Origin of the sequence: Chryseobacterium proteolyticum, from assembly GCF_046591535.1 — a bacterium.
Classification (GTDB): domain Bacteria; phylum Bacteroidota; class Bacteroidia; order Flavobacteriales; family Weeksellaceae; genus Chryseobacterium; species Chryseobacterium proteolyticum.
Window position 1 is genome coordinate 45386 of sequence record NZ_JBJLWK010000008.1, and the last position, 21382, is coordinate 66767.

Sequence of the window (21382 nt, forward strand, 5' to 3'; positions counted from 1 at the left end):
AGGTTGTTTAGTTTTTAGGGACAGTTTTGGTTCAAAGAATTGATCCATTGATTTAAGAGGGCGACCCCTTCATCATGCACGATAGTTCTCCCCAGCAAAGGCATTCTCTTACTTTCATCTACAGAAGAAAGCCTGAAGCTCATCACTGATTTGTTATGATTTCCAGGTGTTATAATTCTCTCCAATGAGGCATCTATCGGTTCATCTGCCAGTACACAAACTCCCATATTGGTAAGGTTTGTAGTCTGGTTAAAGCTCAATCGGATAGCCCGATAATCACAACGTGCATTCTGCTGATGGCAGTGAGCACAATTAATATCCAGATAGGATCGTAACCGGATATCCACAGGCTTACTCGTATCTTTATAATTCACTGTAGAAACGATGTTTGCAGGATAGCTGACCAGATAACCTTCGTCAACCAGTTTTTGCAATTGATTTTTAACTCCTCCAGGGTAATTGTATGTTGTATTTAAATTCTGGGGCTTTACCCCGATAGGGACAGGCTTATTGTCTAATTTGTGACATGCATAGCATTCTGCTTCCGATGGAATTCTGTAGTCAATATTCAGAATTTCATTATTTTCTTTTTTAAATGTAATATTTTTGGAGCTTCCGCTGGTAAAATCGTTTCCGGATACGAGGTTGGCTTCTGTCTGGCCATCATTCCATAAATATTCGGCAAATATCCATCCACTGGATTTTCTTATCATTAATCTCGTTTCCAGAATTTTCGTTGTATTACCGGGCTGTATGGTATTGTAATAAAAACTTTTTATCAATACAGTGCCAACAGGAAAGTCCAATGTTTTGCTATCACCATCAAAAGTAGCTTTTGTACCTTCCGGCATCCAGATAAATCTTTTCTTTAAAGCATAATCTGTAAAAAGCGAACTGGCAGGTTCATAAGGTATTACTTTGGGTGCCGGAACCAGGTTCTTCAATTCGCCGGTGAAAAAAGAATAAGTAGATAATTTTGCATAGGGAACAGCATTAATATCGAAATTAACACGGGGATTTTCAACGCCTATTCCTTCGATTCTCTCATCTTTACAGGAGTACATAATAAGAAAGGACAAAAGAAATAAAAAATAGATTTTCTTCATTCATTTATTAATTTTAAACAAACGAATATAATTAATAAATTCAAATGTTTTAAAATATTTTTCACTTAAAATTAATTTTTAATTAAAATAATAAAACAAATTGCCATAAATAAAACAAATTACTCAATAAAATAACTGAAAATACAAGCAATCCCACAAACACATATATTTTTATACCCAATAAAAATCAGATAAAATATGATCACTAAATATTCAATAGTATTAAAGGGAATGGGAAGGTTTTAGATAGAACAGTCTTAATTCAATTTTCTATCGGATTTTCTCAGATATTTTTCAACTTTCCTTTTGTCCGGGACAGTAGTGATTTCTTTCGTCAGAGCTTTTTCGAAAGCTGCCTTTGCCTTATAAAAGTCTTTCTTACTGAGATAGTACTTCCCCGCCTGGTAATAAACAAGCCAGAAATCTGGGTTTAAGGATTGATAATGCCGGATCCAATCTTCTGACAGCATTTCTCCCGTACGTTCTGAAGCATCATCTATCTGGTTATGAAGCTTTTTGTATTCTTCATAATTTTTAAATTCCCGGGAGTCTAAGAAAGGATCTTTAGATATATTGAGGCTGGAAACAGCAAATTCTCCGGATTTCAAACGATCTGCGGAAAATATCCTGTTTAAATCATAACAAACAAATTCGCCCAACTGATAAGGATTAGAAGAAACCCAGACTAATTTCTTCTGAGGTGAAAATATGACGGCATGATGAGCCAGCAGCTGGTTAAGGGCTTTTTCATTTCCATATCCTATCTTTTCACCTTTTAAACCTGACCTGTCCCTGAGAATCGAAGCCATCTTTTCAGGATTTAATTTTTTGTTCTCCTGAAGAAGCTCCTGAAGTTTTTCATATCGATATCCCGAATGGCTTTCCAGAATATGTTTCCTGTTTTTCTTATCATCTTTATAAGACTCAGATTGAAAATGATTGGTACAAACAATACGACTTGAATTCTGAACCCGGTAAACTCCAAAGTTGTTGGGAGAAACTTCAATTATCACTGCATCTTTATCATTGGCGCTTCCTACCAATATAGATTCTGAAACGAAAACCTTTCTTTTTTTAGCAATAGCAATGGCTTCGTCAATATTTTTAGCATACTGCAAAATCTCCCTGGTTACAAGAGATATTGGGGTTTTTGCGGTTAATGGGATTTTGGATTTCCCTGCGTTGATCGTCACCGTGATTCCTTCTTTATTCATTCCGGAAACCACCCCGATCATTCCGGGCCAGCTGACAGACATATAGGGAATACCTTCTTCAGGTTCTATAAATTCTACAAGCTTATTTTTTGCAAAATCGTCTCCAACATAAAAATCAAAATTCCTACCAATCAGCAGGTCTCCATCTTCCGTATTATCATTCCAAACTGCCAGAGAGCTGCATCCCACCAAAGCAAGATCCTGCATGGCGTGGCCAATATCATGAGCTCCATGAAGATATAGGCTTCTTAAATACCTTGGAGCAATAAAGTTGTACTGATCAGAGGAGTAACGGGACAATCCGTATAGTTCAGCCTGATAATCTTCCCTCACATTCAGGTACATCTTCCTGTTATACCATTTTAGAAATCCTCGTAGTAATTTTTGCTTAAAATTGGATGGTACAAATCCTTCTACCTTAGAGAAAAAAATGGCTTCCTGCCTCTGCATCAGGTCTTTCGTCAATGCACCATTATTGTATCCCAACTGTAAAGGATTTCCCTTGATATATAATTCCCAAAGCTGCTGCCGGTTCTTTGTTAAATAATTCTGATTAAAACTAAAGGTAGAATCGTTAATCCTTTCAACTTTGGGAACTTCCAAAGCATATTGTTTTACTTCAGGAAGATGATGTATGGATTTTTGAATACCACATGAGACGAGCGTAATAGTGCATAAGAGCGAGCATACTATCTTACAGATATCAACAATACGTAAGATAGAAAAGGAAGATTGAAAACCCTCATTCCACTTTCTATCATCCCGAATTGAAAACCTGAAATTAACTCTCTTTGTCACTCTTTGTATCCATTTTTTTCAAACGATCATCAATAAGTCCTTTCCCTAAAATCTCGGCACAGGTATTAAAAGCACCTATGGTCACGCCTAAAATACCATGCATATTAACAGTCTGTCCGGTTAAAAAAAGATTATCAATTTTAGTCCTTGGTGAAACCATTGTTTTCAATGGGGTTTCAGAACTTTTTATATATCCATACATATTTCCTTCAAAACTTCCTATATAATCACGATAAGAAAGTGGTGAAGAGGTGTATATATGTTTAATCGATTGTCTGAGATCCGGAATTTTCTTTTCCAGCGCATCAATCATCCTGTTGGCTTTTTCCTGCTTGAACTTTTCATATTCTTTCCCTCTTTCATGCTCATCCGTTACTGTATTGACTGTTTTCTCCCATTTTTTCACCTCATCAAAATCCATATAAGTAATTGCTGTCATACTTTCTGCAAATTCAGGATGATGCTTCGATGGCGTGGAGCTTAGCATATACGTCTCAGGCCAGGTTTCATTCTTATACTGATAAGCATTCCAAACCTGTTCACTGCAAGAATAATGGTAGATGTTGTGATTAAAATAGGGTATATTTCCCGGCTTCAGAACAATATAGACACTGAAGCAGGAAGAAATAGGCTCCCAGCTTAAAACCCTGTTAAGAAAAGATTTTCTTAGTCTTTTCTCGTTGATCAGCTTTAGAGTAGAACGGATTTCCATGTTGGAAATAAACTTTTTAGCAGCATATTCCTTACCCGTTTTAGTCCTTACGGCTACCAAAACATCCTCATTAAAGATCATTTCAGAGACTTCAGAATGCTTGTGAACATCTGCACCATATTCCCGTAATTTGCGGATGAGCAACTTGGAGATCTGGCTTCCTCCTTTCACACATTTATAAGCACTCTGAATACAGGAATTAACGGTAAGTGCATGCACATAAAACGGGGTATTTTCAGAATCTCCGCCATACAGAAAATTAGACCCTAATAATATGGCCTGCAGCTTCTTATCAGAAGTAATTGATTCTATGAATCTCCGGGTATTGAGGTGAAGGATCTCCTCATTGTAATGATCTTTTCCAACCACATTATATCTGGGGAAATGATTACAGACGTATTGTACTCCCTCACAGTATCTTTCAAGGTTTTCTTTTTCATGAGGAAAGAAACGGGATAATTGAAAAACAAAGTTCTCATAACCCTGCGCATGAGGATATTCTGTATCATCTCCGTTAAAAGTTATTTTATCAAATCCGTTTAGATCCATTTGATGGATTTCCAGATCATCCATAATTTCCAGATAGGAAAAAAAACGGTTCAGGTTCTGGCCTTTTGAAAGCCCTCCAAGATAATGAACACCGGTATCGAAAATAAGTTTATTACGGGAAAAGGTCTGTAGATTACCTCCGTACTGATTGTTTTTCTCCAATACACATACCTTAAGACCTTCTTTCGCTAAAATCAAAGCCGAAACAAGACCTCCTAAACCGCTGCCGATTACAAGTATGTCATATTCTTTTTTCAAAAGTAGCGTCTCATTTCTTTAAAGCTAAGAAATTCAGAGGTTAAATTATTAAGCAGACGAGTATTTATTTTTGCTTCTTCCTTACATTAAGATTATGCAAGGACAAAAACAAATACAGTAAGCTTCATTGATCTAAACTTCTAAAGAAATCTTAGCAGTTGGAGTTATTGTTAGTTTTTATGCCTTAAAAGTATAGAAAATTAATTAATATCATCCCAGAAATCAAAATAATTGAACCATTGCAGCGGATATTTTTTAATCATATTCTCCAGATTCTCGACATAAGAGTTTAATAACCCCTGAGCGTCCCGTTTTTTTACGTGTGCAACCCTAGCGTATAAATGGTAGTGGAGATTCTTTTCTTTCATAACATAAACGTACACCACAGGCACTCCTAACCTGGAGGCAATAAGAAACGGACCTGCCGGAAACTTGGCACTTTTCCCCAGCAATTCGGTTTCCAGGGATTTAGAGCCTTCAAAGTAGCGATCTCCTGTAAAGCAAATCAACTCATTTTTAGATAAGGCGGTATTAATATCGAAAATATGGGACATATCATCTTTAACGTAAATAAATTTGATATTGCTTTTTTTAACAGCAATACTGTCCATATATTCTTTAATGGCTGTAACCTCCTGATCCGTAGTCACTAAATTAATCTGACAATCGAAATCAATATCTGCAAAAAAATGTTCCGCGATTTCGAAATTTCCGATATGAGCACTGATAAGTACGCCGCCTTTTTTTTTCATTAAGAAGATCCTTAAGATTCTGGATCCCATCAAATTCATAGGTAAACCGATCCCTTAAGCCAATCGATATGGCTGTCTTATCGATAAGAACCTTTCCAAAAGTAAAGTAACTTTTAAATACAGCGATTTTTGACTTCCAGAAATTATACTTTAATCTTTTGTTGAAGTAATAAAAGATATACTGATTACTCTTTCTTAGAAACAGAAAGTAATAGGTTGCTACAAAATAAAGCACAAAATATGAACTTCTGATGCCGATATTTCTAATACAGTAAACAAATATCTTATATCCTGATATTGTTCCTTTAGACTTACCTTTCCACTTGTTCATTTTTGATCTGCCTGATTTTTATAATAAAAAATAAAGTTCAGTCGATAGTTATGCGTTTTTGTTAGCTATTTTGTTTTCAATAGTGTTGTAGAAGTCATCAAATGTGACCATCTTTTTAAAATCGGCTTCGCCTAACTTCACTCCGAAGTTAGCCTCAATAATGACAACCATGTCAATATAATCTAAACTGTCTAAACCTAAAGTTGTTTTAAGGTTAGCGTCTTTGTTTATCTCATCGCCATCTACCTCAAATTCATTTACTAAAAAATCATTAACGATAGCAACAATTTTTTCTCTTTCCATCTTTTTTAATCAAATTTTTTTACAATTAATGCCGAATTGGTTCCCCCAAACCCAAAAGAATTCGACAAAAATACGTCAATTTTTTGATTTTTTGTTTTAGATACCAAATTTATCCTTTTTGCCTCTTCATCGGGATTTTCAAGATTGATGTTCGGAGCTACAAAACCATTCTCCATCATCAGCATCGAATAAATCACTTCGCTGGCTCCCGCCATCCAACATTCATGTCCTGTCATTGATTTTGTAGAGCTTACCGGAACTTCGCTGCCAAAAATCTCGTAGATCGCACGTGCTTCATTAGCATCTCCTATCGGAGTAGATGTAGCGTGTGCATTGATGTAGTCTATATCTTTAGCACTTAATCCGGATTGTTTTAGAGCTCTGTCCATTGCTAAAGCAGGACCATCTACATTAGGAGTAGAAATATGTCCCCCGTTTGAAGAAAAACCATATCCTATAATCTCTCCTAAAACAGGAACTCCCCTCCTTTGGGCAGATTCAAGGCTTTCGACGATTAAGGTCGCCGCTCCCCCACTCGGGATCAATCCGTCACGTGCAGAATCGAAAGGTCTTGATGCCTTTTCAGGTTCGTCTTCCTTTACAGAGAAAACACCCAGCCCATCAAAACTGGCCATTGAGTATTTATTGGTCTCCTGAGCTCCGCCGCAAACAATCATGTCTTGCAGACCGCTTTTGATCATCAGATAAGCAAGCCCCAAAGAATGTGATCCGCTTGCACAAGCTGCGCTGATGGTAAGGTTAATTCCTTTGAGTTTAAAAATCGTGGATAGGTTCATGGTCACCGTAGAGTTCATAGACTTGAAAATGGCACCTGATCCCATCAATGTAGTATCCTTCTTTTCCCTGGCAATATCAATCGCTTCCACTACAGCCTGAGATACGCTATCGTTCCCATACAAAATACCTACTTCATGATCTTCAAGAAAACTGTCGCTGACCTGAGCCTGTCTTAAGGCGTCTACTGTAGCAAGATAAGCATATTCACTTTCTTCTCCCATGCTTACACGCTGTCTTCTGTTCAGAAGACCTTTAAGGTCCGGTTTAGGAACTTGTCCTGTTAACCCTGATCTGTATCCGAATTCCTTTCTTTCCTTTTCCAGAACGATCCCTGATTTGCCTTGATATAGGGACTCTTTCACCTCTTCTAAAGAAGTTCCGATGCAAGAATAAATTCCCATTCCGGTAATCACAACCCTATTTTCCATCTTTCTTATGCTATTGATTATGAATAAATACCACCATTAATATTAATCACTTCTCCTGTAATATAGGAGGATTTTCGTGAAGCCAGAAATGCAACCAGGTCAGCCACTTCTTCAGCCTCCCCAAATCTGTTTGCAGGAATCATTGCCTTTAATTCATCTTCATTAAACTCCTGTGTCATATCTGTTCTTATAAATCCCGGAGCTACTGCATTTACCGTGATATTTCTTTTAGCAACCTCCTGCGCAAGCGCTTTTGTTGCACCCACCAAGGCTCCTTTTGCAGCGGAATAATTGGTTTGTCCGGCAGTTCCTTTAACACCGGAAACTGAAACCATATTTATAATCCTGCCATATTTGTTACGCAACAATTTCTGAATGAAAAAATTCGTAACATTGAAAAAACCATTTAAACTGGTATTAATTACACTATTCCAGTCTTCATTCTTCATCCACATAAACAGACCGTCTCTGGTAATCCCTGCATTATTTACGATCACTTCAACCAATGCATCGGCATTACTTTCCTGCCAATCTCCTAAAACCTTAAGGGTTTCTTCGGCATTTCCCACATCAAACTTAAGAATTTCTCCAGTGGCTCCAAGTTCTTCAACTTTTGCCAATGTTTCCTTTGCTGCCTCTTCATTAGAAGTATAGTTGATCATTATATGATAGTTTTTTTCCTCAGCCAGTTTTATACAGATTGCCCTTCCTATACCTCTGGAACCACCTGTTACAATTGCACATTTCATCTCTTAGAATTAGTTTTAATTTTGAAAAAGTTCTGCATTATAAAACCATTTATTTCCCACCAGGGATCCTGTTTTATCAATAAAACCCCATTTTCCGGATTTCTTCACTCTGGAAACGCCGTCATTAAAACCTTTATTTTTTTCATTGAACCCAAAGCTTACTGAAATATCATAATCCATCGGAATAACAAGCTTACCGGAAGTATCAATGAATCCCCAATTCTTTCCCTTTACTGGAGCCAGGTTATCATTGCTAAAAACTTCAGCATCATTATATGCAGGTTCTACTACAAAGTTTCCTTTCATATCAATATATCCCCATTTTCCTCCTGAATATGCAGGAGCTAAATTTTGATTAAATGCCCTCGCCTTATCAAACTTAGGCTCTATCACCCATTTTCCTGCTTTGTCCACAAATCCTATTTTTCCGTTTCTGCGGGCGTAAGTAATGGGCTGGTTTCCAAAATCCCAGACCTTATCCGCACCTTCAGCGATGGAAAAAGTACTTCCATCAATAATACCATAAGCTTTTCCTTTCTGCGCCCAGGTTGCTCCGTTCTTATATTCTCCGATATCGTTATATTCCACAGGAACAATCACTTTTCCGGCTGTATCAATAATTCCCCATAATCCGTTCTGAGAAATCCTCGCATAACCATTTTGAAAGGGTTTGATAACATCATATTCTGCGGGTATTACAACCTTTCCGCCCGTATCAAATGCTCCGATTTTATTTGAAACTTTTATTAAGGCAAGTCCATTGTTAAAATCGTATAATTTATCCGAATACGGCATGTTTAGCTTTTCTCCATTCTTATTGATATAGAACCAAATTCCATCACGTTCCACAGCACAAAGTCCATCATTGAAATCCCTCGCCTTCGTGAAGGAAGGTTCGATAGCCATTTTACCATCTTTCCCTACAAACCCCCACATATCTTTGATTTTCACAGCTGCTAATCCGTCAGAGAAACTTCTTGCTGTTTCATATGCAGGTTCAATTACGTAATTTCCCGATTTATCAATATATCCTATTTTCGCCTTTTCTTTTACCAATGCAAGCTGCTGAGCAAATATACTTTGCCCCAATACGATAAGAGAAAAAATCAACACTTTTTTCATCCTTTGTTGTTTTTAAAATATTGTTTCACCTCTTCCAGATAAGGGTACATCACCATATCGTCAGAGAATGCCGGGATGATTTTTCTGATATCATCATATAAGCTTTTTGTTGAAGAGGACACTTTATCCTGGAAACCAAGATATTCGATTGCCTGAACAACTGTGATCGCTTCTATACTTAACACCTCAAAAGCATTTTCTATTACTTTTCTACAAATAACCGCTGCATTCGTTCCCATACTTACAATATCCTGGTTATCATTATTGTTAGGAATACTGTGGACATACATAGAATTCGACAGCATCTGGCTTTCAGCAGTAGTAGAGGTAGCTGTAAATTGAACACCCTGCATTCCGAAGTTAAATCCTAATTTTCCTAAATTAACAAAAGGAGGTAAAATTTCATTGATCTTGGAGTTTAAAAGATAGTTCAATTGTCTTTCTGCAAGCATTGTTAATTTAGTTACGACCAACTTTAGTTTATCCATCTCCAGCGAAATGTAATCACCATGGAAGTTTCCACCATGATATACATGTTTATCATCAACGTTGATGATTGGATTATCATTTGCGGAATTGATCTCATTCTCAAGGACTTTCTCTGTGTATTCCAAAGTATCCAGTACAGGCCCCAAAATCTGAGGAACACATCTTAATGAATAATATTCCTGAACCTTTTCTTTAAATACTTTTTCCTGCTCTTCGAAGTGGGTATACAAATGATCTTCTCTTTTTCTGATCAGTTTACTGTCAGATAAATGGGCTCTCATTTTTTCAGCAATTTTCTGCTGTCCATAATGTCTTTTGGTTCCGTTTAAAACCTCTGAGAAATGATCATCATAAGCCTGAACAATCTCATTAATCGCGCAGGAAAGCTTTATGGATATTTCAGTAAGCTGGTTCGCTTTATAAGCATTTACAGCTCCGATACCAGACATTACAGAAGTTCCGTTCATTAAAGCTAATCCTTCCCTGATCTCAACTTTTATCGGCTCTAATCCTTCCGTTTCAAAAACTTTTTTTGTTGATTGCCTATCACCTTTATAAAATACTTCCCCTTCACCAATCAGAACCAATGCCAAATGGGCAAGCTGGACCAAATCCCCACTTGCTCCCACTCCTCCATGTTCAAAAACAAGAGGGATAATATCTCTGTTTATCAATTCTTTAAGTAAATAGACAACAGAACTATGAACACCGGAATTTCCCAAAGACAGAGTATTAAGTCTCGCTAACATACAAGCCTTAACTTCGGCTGCAGGAAGAGGATTCCCAATTCCTGAAGAATGGCTTCTGATCAGGTTATACTGAAGCTGATGGGTGTCTTCATCACTGATTTTAAATTGAGCCATTGGCCCAAAACCTGTGTTTACACCATATATTACTTTATTCTTTGAAAATTCTTTTAAAAACTGAAAGCTTTCTTCCACTCTTATCAAAAGTGTATCATCCAGTTCTATTTTCTCATTTTCAATAATAATTTTTTGAAAATCCCTCAGTTCTAAAAAGTTGTCTATTTTCATTAATCAGAAGTAATAGTAGATAATTTTATAAAATATTAATTAATTGTCACTAATTTTGCGGCAAAGATAGAAGTTATTATTAAAATAAAAAATCAAAGATGGGTAAAGAGTTTGTAGACGTTCTTGTAATCGGTGCCGGACCTTCAGGATGTGTATCTTCCTCATACTTAAAGAAGAACAACATCAATGTAAAGGTTGTTGAGAAAGCCAGATTCCCAAGATTGGTCGTTGGCGAAAGCCTAATTCCCAGAGTAATGGATCACTTTGATGAAGCCGGACTTTTCCCTGCCCTGGACAAAATGAACTTTGAAAAAAAACTGGGAGCCCGCTTCCTGAGAGGTGATGAAGTCTGCCTGTTTGATTTCAGTGACAAATTCGGAGAAGGTTGGGACTGGACCTGGCAGGTTCCCAGAGCTGATTTTGATAATACACTTGCCAACGAAGTCATCAATAAAGGAATTGACCTTGAATTTGAAACAGAAGTAGTCGACATCAGGTTTGAAGGAACAGATTCTGTGACCACCGTAAAAAATAAGAATGGCGAGACGAAAGAAATCCATGCAAAATTCGTTATTGACTCAAGTGGTTATGGAAGGGTGTTGCCTCGTTTACTTGATCTGGAAAAACCTTCAAAACTATCTCCTCACTCCGCTATTTTTTCGCATGTTGAAGATATCAATAGAGAAACGGGAACGGAAGGAACCTTAATCTCTTTCGATATCATTGAAACTGAAGTATGGCTTTGGGTCATTCCTTTTTCTAATGGAAATACAAGCGTAGGAATTGTAGGTCCTACAGGTTATATTGAAAAGCTTGCAGAAAATGGTGACACAACGGAAGCTCTCAGAAAAGCAATTTCACTCTCGGATTATTATGTGAAACGTTTTGGAAACGTAGACTTTATCTTTGAACCTAAAAAACTAGTTGATTACTCTTGCTCTGTAAAAAAACTATACGGTGACGGGTTCGCCCTTACCGGAAATGCATCAGAATTTTTAGATCCTGTTTTTTCATCGGGGATGGCTTTTGCTACAGAATCCGGAATGCTGGCAGCCAAACTTGCCATCAGAGAATTGAACGGGGAAACTATTGACTGGCAAAAAGAATATTCGGATTACATATTATATGGTGTGGATGTTTTTACCACTTATGTAAAAGAATGGTATACAGGAAACTTACAGGAGCTGTTCTTCCACAGGCCGGAAAACGAAGATGTGAAAAGAAAAATATGTGCGGTCCTGGCGGGTTATGTGTGGAATAAAGACAATCCTTTTGTAAAGAAGCACGATACCGTCATAAAAAATCTTGCTAACCTGATTAAAATAGAGAAACAACAACAAGAATTACAATAAAAAGCGGCCTAGTTTCAGGCCGCTTTTCTATTAGTTTAAAGTACTTTATTTCTTTTATCTATCTCATATCAATAAAAGTAATCGGTTTCCTGCTGTTGGGATTATGTACAACTTTAGATAAAGTCTCAAATTCCACGATTTCAATCTTAGGACTTACCCTTAACTTAGCCCGGAAGTGATCCCGTACTTCGCTTACGAAATCTTCAGACTCACTATCCGTACTGATTTTAATAATGATCTCATCCAGCCCGATTTCATTAGATTGAATAACAATCTGATAACATTGTAAATTATTAAAATCATTCAAAATATCATTCATTGCAGGTGGATAAAGTGTTGTCCCTTTATATTTGATCATCTGCTGCTTCCTTCCGATCACAGGTCCAAGACGCATGGTGTTACGCCCGCATTGACAAGGCTCATAATGTGCTTTTACAATATCTCCTGTTTTAAATCGAAGCAATGGTATAGCTTCCACATCCAGAGTAGTAATAGTCAATTCACCACTTTCACCTTCCTGTACAGGATTTTCATTATCATCAAGTATTTCTGTAATGATCAGCTCCGGATGCTGATGTCCACCCACCTGAAACTCACATTCGGTAAATGCCGTACTCATTTCTGTGGAGGCATATGTAGAAAAAAGTTTAATATTCCATTTCTCCTTGATTTTCTGCGAAAGAATATTATCTGTAAAATCCTGGTTTTTGATACTTTCCCCAATACAAACAGCTCCATAAACGCTGGAATTTTTATAATCAATCCCATTCTTTTCTGCATAATCTATCATTTTTAGGAGAAAAGAAGGAACTGTGATCAGGTATTTAGGCTTATACCTGAAAATAGAATCCCATTGTAATTCCGGAATTCCAGGTCCCATCCTTACAACACTGGCACCCATTTTCCGCAGTCCCAGAAAATAAGCTAAACCTGCCATAAATCTTTTGTCGATCGTAGTAATCATCTGCACTACATCTCCTTTCTGTACTCCCGCACAAGCAAAAGAAATAGCTTCATTATAAGCTAACCTTTCGAGATCTTTATCAGATAGCCCAAAGGTTACCGGATCTCCTAAAGTTCCCGAAGTCGTACTGTAATCTACAATCTCCCCTGGAGGAATACAGAAGAAATCATGGTTATGCTGCTGCAGATCATCCTTTGAGGTGGTAGGAATCTTCCGTAAATCTTCCAAAGATTGAACATCACCACTGCTGATATTATTTTCTTTAAATAATCTCTGGTAAAACGGCGAATTCTTTTCAAGATAAATTAGAAGTTCCTGAAGTTTTTTTTTCCTGAAACTGTTTAATTTCAGGAAGGTTTGATTTTTCGATTGATGGATAGAATTCCAATGATTTTATTTTTATGTAACAAATTTATTAAATAAAATATTGTAGAATGTATTCGGGTATAATGTATTCATGATTTTTAATTGTCGTGTATCCCCGACATGTTATCTCTGAAATGTAAAAGTTTGTGTATTCATGTTTCCTGCAGTATTGGTTGTTGTCACTTTTAGTGTATGTACACCCGAACCTTTAGGACATTTTTCATCAAAAAGATAAACGAAATTATCTTTTATTCTGGCAAAACGAAGCCATTTCCCATCCAGTTCCGCACGAAATGATTCTACATCTCCAATATCCGTTTTCCCTCTGAGGATCAAAGAACTGCCTGCTATAAGCGCACCTTCTTTCCAGTTTGGAGAAACCGATGGCACACTATTATCCAAAAGAATTCTCGCTACCCCCAATCTCTTAAATTGTCCTTCGAGATAGCTACCATTCCACTTTCCTTTAATAAACTCTTTATCACTTCCATAGTTAAGCTCAATTACCAAGCGGTTCTTTTCTTCATCATTTAATTTCCGGTTGGGTTTTATTTTCAGAGCATAATGATCATGAATGGGAACATAGAGATTGTGTAATATGACAGCATTTGAAACTGCATCCGAATCAGATCTTTCAGACATTTTAAAATTAATTGCGTCATAAAGAGCATTTTTGCTCAAATTGATTTCCGCATTCTCTGTTTTTATTGTCCTTGCTTCATTAGGATGTATTGTCTGGGCACCCTCAACTATTCCTTCTGAGGTTTTAATCCATTGGATTTGGGTTGTTAGCCGACTGGTATTTCCATTAGTATCTTTTAATACAATTTCAATATTATGAATCGTATCATCAGGAAGGTTTATAATCCCATTTGATCCGGAACTGTAATCAGAAAGCTTCATTCCCGGTAATACAGACAAATGCTGAATACTCATTTTATCACGAATGAACTTTGCGTAATCGATACAACCATTGATATAACGGGTATCATCATAACTCACTTTATCTATTGTAAAGCTGTATATTAATTTATTATCCATCAAAAGCTGTGCTTCATAGATCCCGAGATTAAAACCCTTATTAGCTTTATCCACAGCTTTAATGGCTAAGCTCACAACCGGAGAATTGACGTATATGATATTGGCCGTATAAGTATTTCCTGATTTTTTAACAGAGACATCATTCGCCCCGGGCTCATAACTACTGAACCGTCTGTCATACCAATACAAACCACTCACTATGGGGGCAACATTGTCCGGAATGTTAAAACCAAACAACAACGGATTCAGACACTCTTCCGTTTTTGTATCTCTGATTTCAAAATGCAGATGGGGTCCGGCGGATCCGCCGGTATTTCCACTTAAAGCGATCATCTGCCCTTTCGCTACAGGAAACTGGCGTGGAGAAAAAGTAATATCCTGCTCCCACTTTTCATCTTTATACTGCATTTCTTTTACGAATGCGTCAAGCTGATCAAAATATTTGTTTAAATGGGCATAAACAGTAGTATAACCATTAGGATGTGTAATATAAACAGCATTGCCAAAACCATAGCGTTCAACCTTTATTCTGCTTACATAACCTTCCGCAGCAGCTACTACGGGAAGATTTTCCTGACTGTTCGTCCGTATATCCAGCCCCATGTGAAAATGATTTGGCCGTACAGCACCGAAATTAGCCGCCAGCTGTATCGGGATATTTAAAGGATTTCTAAAGTAGTTTTGAGGATAGCTATTTTGAGCCAGCATCAGGTTCCCGCTCACAAAATAAATAATAAGCAATAATCTGGAAATGGTTTTCATTCAAATGGTTTTTATGTGTTATCTTAAAATTACGAAATTTTGGTTAATTATCAGAAAAGTTAAAACCAAATGATAAAATGTATAATTTGAAAGTGGGCTCTAGCCCATTTTTATTAATATGAGAATAATTTTAATGAATAAAGGTCATAGAAGTATCCAGTAAAAACCTTAAAAAAGCTCAATTTTGCATTTCAAAATTCACAAATAATCAATCCCTTTATTTATATTTCTGAAATTGAAGTTTTTAATAGATGATATCAAAATAAAACATATATTATAAACCGACAAAAAATCACTAAATTTGCCAACTTAATTAATCAACGATATTGAGATAATACAATGAGTCAATTTAAAGAATACAAAAACCTCAACCTTATTGATATAGCCGACAATGTTTCGGAATTTTGGAAACAAAATAAAACCTTCAATAAAAGTGTTGAAATTCGCGAAGGTAGCCCTGAGTTTGTATTTTATGAAGGTCCGCCTTCAGCAAACGGTATGCCCGGGATTCACCATGTAATGGCAAGAGCGTTGAAAGATATTTTCTGCCGTTACCAGACTCAGAACGGTAAACAGGTTTTCCGTAAAGCGGGTTGGGATACACACGGGCTTCCTGTGGAGCTTGGTGTTGAAAAGGAACTAGGAATTACGAAAGAGGATATTGGCAAAAAGATTTCTATTGAAGATTATAATAAAGCATGTCGTGAAGCGGTAATGCGTTATACAGACGTGTGGAATAACCTTACAGAAAAAATAGGATATTGGGTGGATCTTGATGATCCATATATTACCTATAAATCAAAATATATGGAGACCGTTTGGTGGTTACTAAAACAATTATACAACAAAGAGTTGTTGTATAAAGGTTATACGATCCAGCCTTATTCTCCAAAAGCAGGTACAGGACTTTCTTCACATGAGTTGAACCAGCCCGGAACATACCGTGATGTTTCGGATACCACCATAGTAGCTCAATTCAGAGTAAAAAAAAGAAACCAGTGATTTGTTCAACGATGTAGAAGGTAATGTAGACATCCTGGCCTGGACCACTACTCCATGGACGCTGCCTTCAAATACTGCTCTTGCTGTAGGAAGAGACATTGAATACGTTGTTGTTAAAACTTTCAACCAATATACTTTTGAGCCTGTAACGGTTGTGTTGGCAAGAGTTCTTTTGGAAAAGAACTTTGGTAAAAAATATGTAGCAGGAACAGCGGAAGATTTTGCCAACTATACATCGGAGAGCAAAACAATCCCTTACCAGATTCTGAAAGAGTTTAACGGAGAAAAGTTAGCAGGAACTCAGTATGAGCAGCTCATCCCATGGTTTACGCCGTCTGAAACCCCTGAAAAGGCATTCAGAGTGATCATCGGTGATTTTGTGACAACTGAAGACGGTACCGGTATCGTTCATATCGCTCCAACTTTTGGTGCGGATGACGCCAGAGTTGCTAAAGAGGCAGGTATTCCTCCAATGTTGGTAAAAGATGAAAACGACAATCTTGTTCCGTTAGTAGATCTGCAGGGTAGATTTATAAAAGGAGAAAATGTTCCGGAAGTATTCTCAGGAAAGTATATCAAAAATGAATATTATGATGACGGGACCGCTCCTGAAAAATCTTGGGATGTTCATTTGGCAATTGTATTAAAAGAAGAGAATAAAGCTTTCAAAGTAGAGAAATACGTCCACAGTTATCCTCATTGCTGGAGAACTGACAAACCTGTATTATATTACCCATTGGATTCGTGGTTTGTAAAAATGACGGCCGTAAAAGACCGCCTGGTGAATCTGAACAAGGAGATCAACTGGAAGCCAAAAGCTACCGGAGAAGGACGTTTTGCCAACTGGTTAGAAAATGTTAATGACTGGAACCTTTCACGTTCCCGTTACTGGGGTATTCCATTACCTATCTGGAGAACGGATGACCTGAAAGAAGAGATAGTAATCGGTTCTGTAGAGGAACTATACAACGAGATCGAAAAATCCGTTGAAAAAGGATTCATGAAAGAAAATCCTTTCAAAGGGTTTGAAATAGGAAACATGACGGAAGAAAACTACTCTTTGGTAGATCTGCATAAAAATGTAGTTGACAAAGTTGTTTTGGTATCTGCATCAGGAAAACCTATGAATCGTGAAAGCGACCTGATCGATGTATGGTTTGACTCAGGCTCTATGCCTTATGCCCAATTGCATTACCCTTTTGAAAATAAAGAATTAATAGATAATAAAAAGGCCTTTCCGGCGGACTTCATTGCCGAAGGTGTGGATCAGACCCGTGGTTGGTTCTATACCCTTCACGCAATCGGAACAGCCGTTTTTGATTCAGTTGCTTATAAAAATGTTATGAGTAACGGACTTGTTCTGGATAAAAACGGTCAGAAAATGTCTAAACGTTTAGGTAATGCGGTAGATCCGTTCGAAACTCTTTCCGTTTATGGCCCGGACGCTACACGTTGGTACATGATCTCCAACGCTAATCCTTGGGAGAATTTGAAATTTGATATTGAGGGAATCGATGAGGTAAGAAGAAAATTCTTCGGAACCCTTTATAATACCTATTCCTTCTTTGCATTATATGCGAATGTGGATGGATTCAATTACTCAGAAAAGGATGTGGAAAACCGTCCGGAAATAGACAGATGGATCCTTTCCGAACTGAACCTTTTAATTAAAGAGGTTAAAGCATTCTACGAGGATTATGAACCTACAAGAGTAGCAAGAGCAATAAGTAATTTTGTAAATGACAACTTAAGTAACTGGTATGTAAGATTATGCAGAAGACGTTTCTGGAAAGGAGACTACTCCGATGACAAGATCTCCGCTTACCAGACTTTATATACATGTCTTGAGGTAGTTGCTAAATTATCCGCACCAATTGCTCCGTTCTTTATGGATCAGTTGTATCAGGATCTGAATAAGGTAACAGGAAAAGAAAACTGTGATTCAATACACCTTACAGATTTCCCGGTTGCTGATGAAAGTTTAATCGATCAGGATCTGGTTGAAAAAACCCATTTAGCACAGCAAATCACAAGCATGGTATTCTCTCTTAGAAAAAAAGAGAATGTAAAAGTACGCCAGCCTTTACAAAAGGTATTGGTTCCTGTATTAGATTCCAAAGCTGAAGAACAGATTCTTGCAGTTGCGGAACTGATCAAACAGGAAGTGAATGTAAAAGAATTACAATTAATCAATGCAGAAGAAGCTTCTCATTTAATTGTAAAGCAAATTAAACCGAACTTTAAGGCATTAGGCCCTAAATTAGGGAAGGATATGAAAGTAGTTGGAAATGAAATTGCTAATTTCTCATCAGAACAAATTGCTGACTTAGAAAAAGAAGGCAAAATAGCTATCCAAGGTTACGAAATAACAATGAATGATGTTGAAATTTCAACAAAAGACATTCCGGGATGGACAGTGACTTCTGATGGAAAAACAACTGTGGCATTAGATTTGACGTTGACAGACGAGTTGAAATCTGAAGGTGTGGCAAGAGAGTTCATCAATAGAATTCAAAACCTGAGAAAAGACAAAGACTTCGAGTTGACAGACAGAATAAATATCTTCATAGAAGAAAATTCACCATTCCTTGATAATATCAAGAAAAATGAAGAATATATTTCTGCAGAGGTCTTGTCAAATAAAATAGAAATTGTATCTTCACTTTCAAATTTTAACGAAATTGAGATAGATGAGGTTAATTTTAAGGTAAATGTTGAAAAAAATTAACATATAGTTATTGCATTTCAAATTCCATTTCATAATTTTATTAAAAAAGAGAAAAGAACATGTCAGACGAAAGAGTAAGATATAATGATTCTGATTTACAAGAGTTTAAAGCGATCATTAAAGAAAAAATAGAAAAAGCAGAAAAAGATTTACAACTGATAAGAGAAAGCTTTATCAATGACCAGAATAATGGGACTGATGACACATCGCCTACATTCAAAGCGTTTGAAGAAGGAGCTGAAACTCTTAGTAAGGAACAAAACTCGATCTTAGCAGGAAGACAGGAAAAATTTGTTCGTGATCTTAAGAACGCTTTAATCAGAATAGAAAATAAAACGTATGGTGTTTGCAGAGTAACAGGGAAACTGATTCCAAAAGAAAGATTATTGGCAGTTCCTCATGCTACCTTAAGCATCGAAGCGAAAAATATGCAGAAATAACCGTAAGGTTTGTAAAATAAATTTGGGTTTATATTGTATTAGCAGTAATACTTTATAAACCTAATTTTTAATTTATATCCATGAGCGAATATTTAATTTTAGGGTTGATCCTTATTGTGGTTTTATGGTTTTTCAACAGGGAAAGGATTAAAAACAAATTCTTTCCTGATCAGCACAAAAACTATACAATCGATGATCAGTTTAATTCCGATAAACGCGAAAGGGAAAAAGAAATTGACAAACTTTTAGGTAAGATGGGCAAAAACGGCATCAATGATCTTTCTCCAAAAGACAGAAAAAGACTTGACGAATTATCTAAGAAGTAAAAATCTAAATCCAGAACAATGGAATCTATAATAGTACATCCCAAAAATCCTATGGAGCTGAGTGCACTGAAAAGTGTTCTGAAGGAAATGAACATTAAATTTGAAAAGGCTCATGTTAAAAGTTCATTTAACGGACAAAAAGTGATTAAGAAAGCAAGCGATAATAAAAATGTAAAACCGGCTGCAAAATCCTCAAAACCTAAAGGACAGTAATGAAAAAGATATTAGCTATTACATTTTTGGTATTGTTAATCGACCAGGCTTCAAAAATATATATAAAAACTCATTTCAACCTTGATGATAGTGTTTCCGTTCTTCCGGGTTTCAAACTTACTTTCGTAGAGAATCCAGGAATGGCTTATGGACTTCACTTTGGAGGTGTTATAGGTAAATATTTTTTAGTTATTCTAAGAATATTCCTGATCGGAGGGATGATTTATATGTTCAAAAAATGGCTTCAGCAGGGAGCCTCCAATTATCTTATCATTCCAATGGCTGTAATTTTTGCAGGAGCCATCGGTAATCTTATCGACGGAATGTTTTACGGGTTAATTTTCGATAGCGGCACCGTTTATGATCCAAGCATCGACCGCTGGATCGGATACGGAGGTATTTCGAAAATAGCTTCTGCAGGACAAGGATATTCGTCTTTCATGAGAGGCTGTGTAGTGGATATGCTTCACTTCCCACTGGTAGACTGGAATGTACCGGAAAGCTTCCCTCTTATTGGTGGAAAGCACATTGAATTTTTCAAATATATCTTTAATGTCGCGGATTCTGCCATTACTGTAGGAGCCATATTATTATTGATTTTCAGAAAAAAGGCCTTTCCCAACGGACTGGAATTTTAGAAAATAATACAGATGAAAAAACTGATTAAAAATACTCTTAAAATTTTCCTGCTTCTTCTCGTAGCAGGAATTATTTTTATTGCCTTTGCCAACTATAATATCAAAAAACAAAGTGCCCCATACATTTCAGATAACTTATCAGTATTACCTTCGACCAAAACAGCAATCCTCCTTGGAACAAGTAAAACACTAAACAGCGGTATGCCTAATGCATACTTCTACAACAGAATACAATCCGCTATAGATCTCTATAAAAGTGGTAAGATACAATACATTATTGTAAGTGGAGATAACAGTACTGCGGACTATAATGAGCCTGAGGATATGCAGCTTGCTTTAATGAAATACGGAATTCCCCAGGATAAAATAATTCTGGATCACGCAGGTTTTAGAACACTAGATTCTGTAATCAGAGCTAAAGAGATTTTTGGACAAACCAGATTCATCATCATTTCCCAAAAGTTCCACAATGAAAGAGCCGTATTTTTAGCCCGTAAAAACGGAATCGAAGCCTATGGTTATAATGCAAATGATGTGAATAAATATGCGGGTTTAAAGACCAATCTAAGGGAGTATCTTGCTAAAACCAAAGTATACTGGGATCTTTTATTTGGGGTACAACCGAAATTCGGTGGGGAAAAGATTGTGATTCCATAGTTTTTGTGTCCCCAGATTTTGAGGATTGAGCATATTTTTATTTTAAATTAATCTTAACTTTGGGCTAAAGTCCGCTCCTATTGATCCTTCTTTTTGTAAAAAAATTCCCGAGATTTATCCAAAAATCTTTTAATCTTTTAATCTTTTAATCTTTTAATCTTTTAATCTTTTAATCTTTTAATCTTTTAATCTTTTAATCTTTTAATCTTTTAATCTTTTAATCTTTTAATCTTTTAATCTTTTAATCTTT

Annotated in this window: 15 protein-coding genes and 3 pseudogenes; 7 read left to right on the top strand and 11 right to left on the bottom strand. The window is 36.6% G+C overall.

Annotated features, from left to right (window positions below):
• Window positions 1–14 precede the first annotated feature (14 nt).
• The 9 genes and pseudogenes from ACJ5H0_RS22390 to ACJ5H0_RS22430 form a co-directional block, all read right to left on the bottom strand.
• Window positions 15–1106 carry a hypothetical protein gene (locus ACJ5H0_RS22390; RefSeq protein WP_411252100.1) on the bottom strand — a complete coding sequence of 364 codons (1092 nt, stop codon included), beginning with the start codon at window positions 1104–1106 and terminating at the stop codon, window positions 15–17.
• Window positions 1107–1363: 257 nt separating this feature from the next.
• Window positions 1364–3031 (bottom strand): C45 family autoproteolytic acyltransferase/hydolase, encoded by a 1668-nt coding sequence (locus tag ACJ5H0_RS22395; RefSeq protein WP_411252109.1) that lies wholly within the window; start codon window positions 3029–3031, stop codon window positions 1364–1366.
• Window positions 3032–3101: 70 nt separating this feature from the next.
• Window positions 3102–4637, bottom strand: coding sequence for a phytoene desaturase family protein (locus tag ACJ5H0_RS22400; protein WP_411252101.1), 1536 nt, complete (start codon window positions 4635–4637; stop codon window positions 3102–3104).
• Window positions 4638–4837: 200 nt separating this feature from the next.
• Window positions 4838–5720: pseudogene (locus ACJ5H0_RS22405) on the bottom strand (LpxL/LpxP family acyltransferase).
• A 48-nt stretch (window positions 5721–5768) separates the two neighbouring features.
• Window positions 5769–6023 carry an acyl carrier protein gene (locus ACJ5H0_RS22410; protein ID WP_172281149.1) on the bottom strand — a complete coding sequence of 85 codons (255 nt, stop codon included), beginning with the start codon at window positions 6021–6023 and terminating at the stop codon, window positions 5769–5771.
• 5 nt (window positions 6024–6028) lie between these two features.
• Window positions 6029–7249 (bottom strand): beta-ketoacyl-[acyl-carrier-protein] synthase family protein, encoded by a 1221-nt coding sequence (locus ACJ5H0_RS22415; protein ID WP_411252102.1) that lies wholly within the window; start codon window positions 7247–7249, stop codon window positions 6029–6031.
• Between the two features lie 17 nt (window positions 7250–7266).
• A complete protein-coding gene (gene fabG, locus ACJ5H0_RS22420) occupies window positions 7267–7998 on the bottom strand; it encodes a 3-oxoacyl-ACP reductase FabG (RefSeq protein WP_411252103.1) in 732 nt (243 codons plus the stop codon).
• Window positions 7999–8013: 15 nt separating this feature from the next.
• On the bottom strand, window positions 8014–9120 hold the full coding sequence (locus ACJ5H0_RS22425) for a WG repeat-containing protein (RefSeq protein ID WP_411252104.1): 1107 nt from the start codon (window positions 9118–9120) through the stop codon (window positions 8014–8016).
• Window positions 9117–10643, bottom strand: a complete 1527-nt coding sequence (locus ACJ5H0_RS22430) for an HAL/PAL/TAL family ammonia-lyase (protein WP_411252105.1) — start codon at window positions 10641–10643, stop codon at window positions 9117–9119. Before ACJ5H0_RS22430 ends, ACJ5H0_RS22425 begins: the two co-directional genes overlap by 4 nt.
• 98 nt (window positions 10644–10741) lie before the next feature.
• Between ACJ5H0_RS22430 and ACJ5H0_RS22435 the strand changes: the two genes are divergently transcribed.
• Window positions 10742–11995 carry an NAD(P)/FAD-dependent oxidoreductase gene (locus ACJ5H0_RS22435; RefSeq protein ID WP_411252106.1) on the top strand — a complete coding sequence of 418 codons (1254 nt, stop codon included), beginning with the start codon at window positions 10742–10744 and terminating at the stop codon, window positions 11993–11995.
• A 58-nt stretch (window positions 11996–12053) separates the two neighbouring features.
• On the opposite strand, the pseudogene ACJ5H0_RS22440 reads toward ACJ5H0_RS22435, so the two are convergent.
• Together ACJ5H0_RS22440 and ACJ5H0_RS22445 are read right to left on the bottom strand one after the other, a co-directional pair.
• Window positions 12054–13347: pseudogene (locus ACJ5H0_RS22440) on the bottom strand (phenylacetate--CoA ligase family protein).
• A gap of 101 nt (window positions 13348–13448) precedes the next feature.
• The gene (locus tag ACJ5H0_RS22445; RefSeq protein WP_411252107.1) at window positions 13449–15128 is read right to left on the bottom strand and encodes a M23 family metallopeptidase; all 1680 of its coding nucleotides are present in this window, start codon (window positions 15126–15128) and stop codon (window positions 13449–13451) included.
• A gap of 339 nt (window positions 15129–15467) precedes the next feature.
• On the opposite strand from ACJ5H0_RS22445, the pseudogene ileS reads away from it, so the two are divergent.
• The 6 genes and pseudogenes from ileS to ACJ5H0_RS22475 all read left to right on the top strand — a co-directional run bounded on the left by ileS (window position 15468) and on the right by ACJ5H0_RS22475 (window position 21132).
• Window positions 15468–18858, top strand: a pseudogene (gene ileS, locus ACJ5H0_RS22450) (isoleucine--tRNA ligase).
• Between the two features lie 59 nt (window positions 18859–18917).
• Complete coding sequence (locus ACJ5H0_RS22455) at window positions 18918–19298, top strand: TraR/DksA family transcriptional regulator (RefSeq protein ID WP_034740299.1); 381 nt, start codon at window positions 18918–18920, stop codon at window positions 19296–19298.
• 80 nt (window positions 19299–19378) lie between these two features.
• On the top strand, window positions 19379–19624 hold the full coding sequence (locus ACJ5H0_RS22460) for a DUF6576 domain-containing protein (protein WP_172281168.1): 246 nt from the start codon (window positions 19379–19381) through the stop codon (window positions 19622–19624).
• Window positions 19625–19642: 18 nt separating this feature from the next.
• The gene (locus ACJ5H0_RS22465) at window positions 19643–19837 is read left to right on the top strand and encodes a DUF2683 family protein (protein WP_172281170.1); all 195 of its coding nucleotides are present in this window, start codon (window positions 19643–19645) and stop codon (window positions 19835–19837) included.
• Window positions 19837–20475 (top strand): lipoprotein signal peptidase, encoded by a 639-nt coding sequence (locus ACJ5H0_RS22470; protein ID WP_172281172.1) that lies wholly within the window; start codon window positions 19837–19839, stop codon window positions 20473–20475. The genes ACJ5H0_RS22465 and ACJ5H0_RS22470 overlap by 1 nt, the downstream gene beginning before the upstream one ends.
• A 12-nt stretch (window positions 20476–20487) precedes the next feature.
• On the top strand, window positions 20488–21132 hold the full coding sequence (locus tag ACJ5H0_RS22475; protein ID WP_345991521.1) for a SanA/YdcF family protein: 645 nt from the start codon (window positions 20488–20490) through the stop codon (window positions 21130–21132).
• Window positions 21133–21382: the final 250 nt, after the last annotated feature.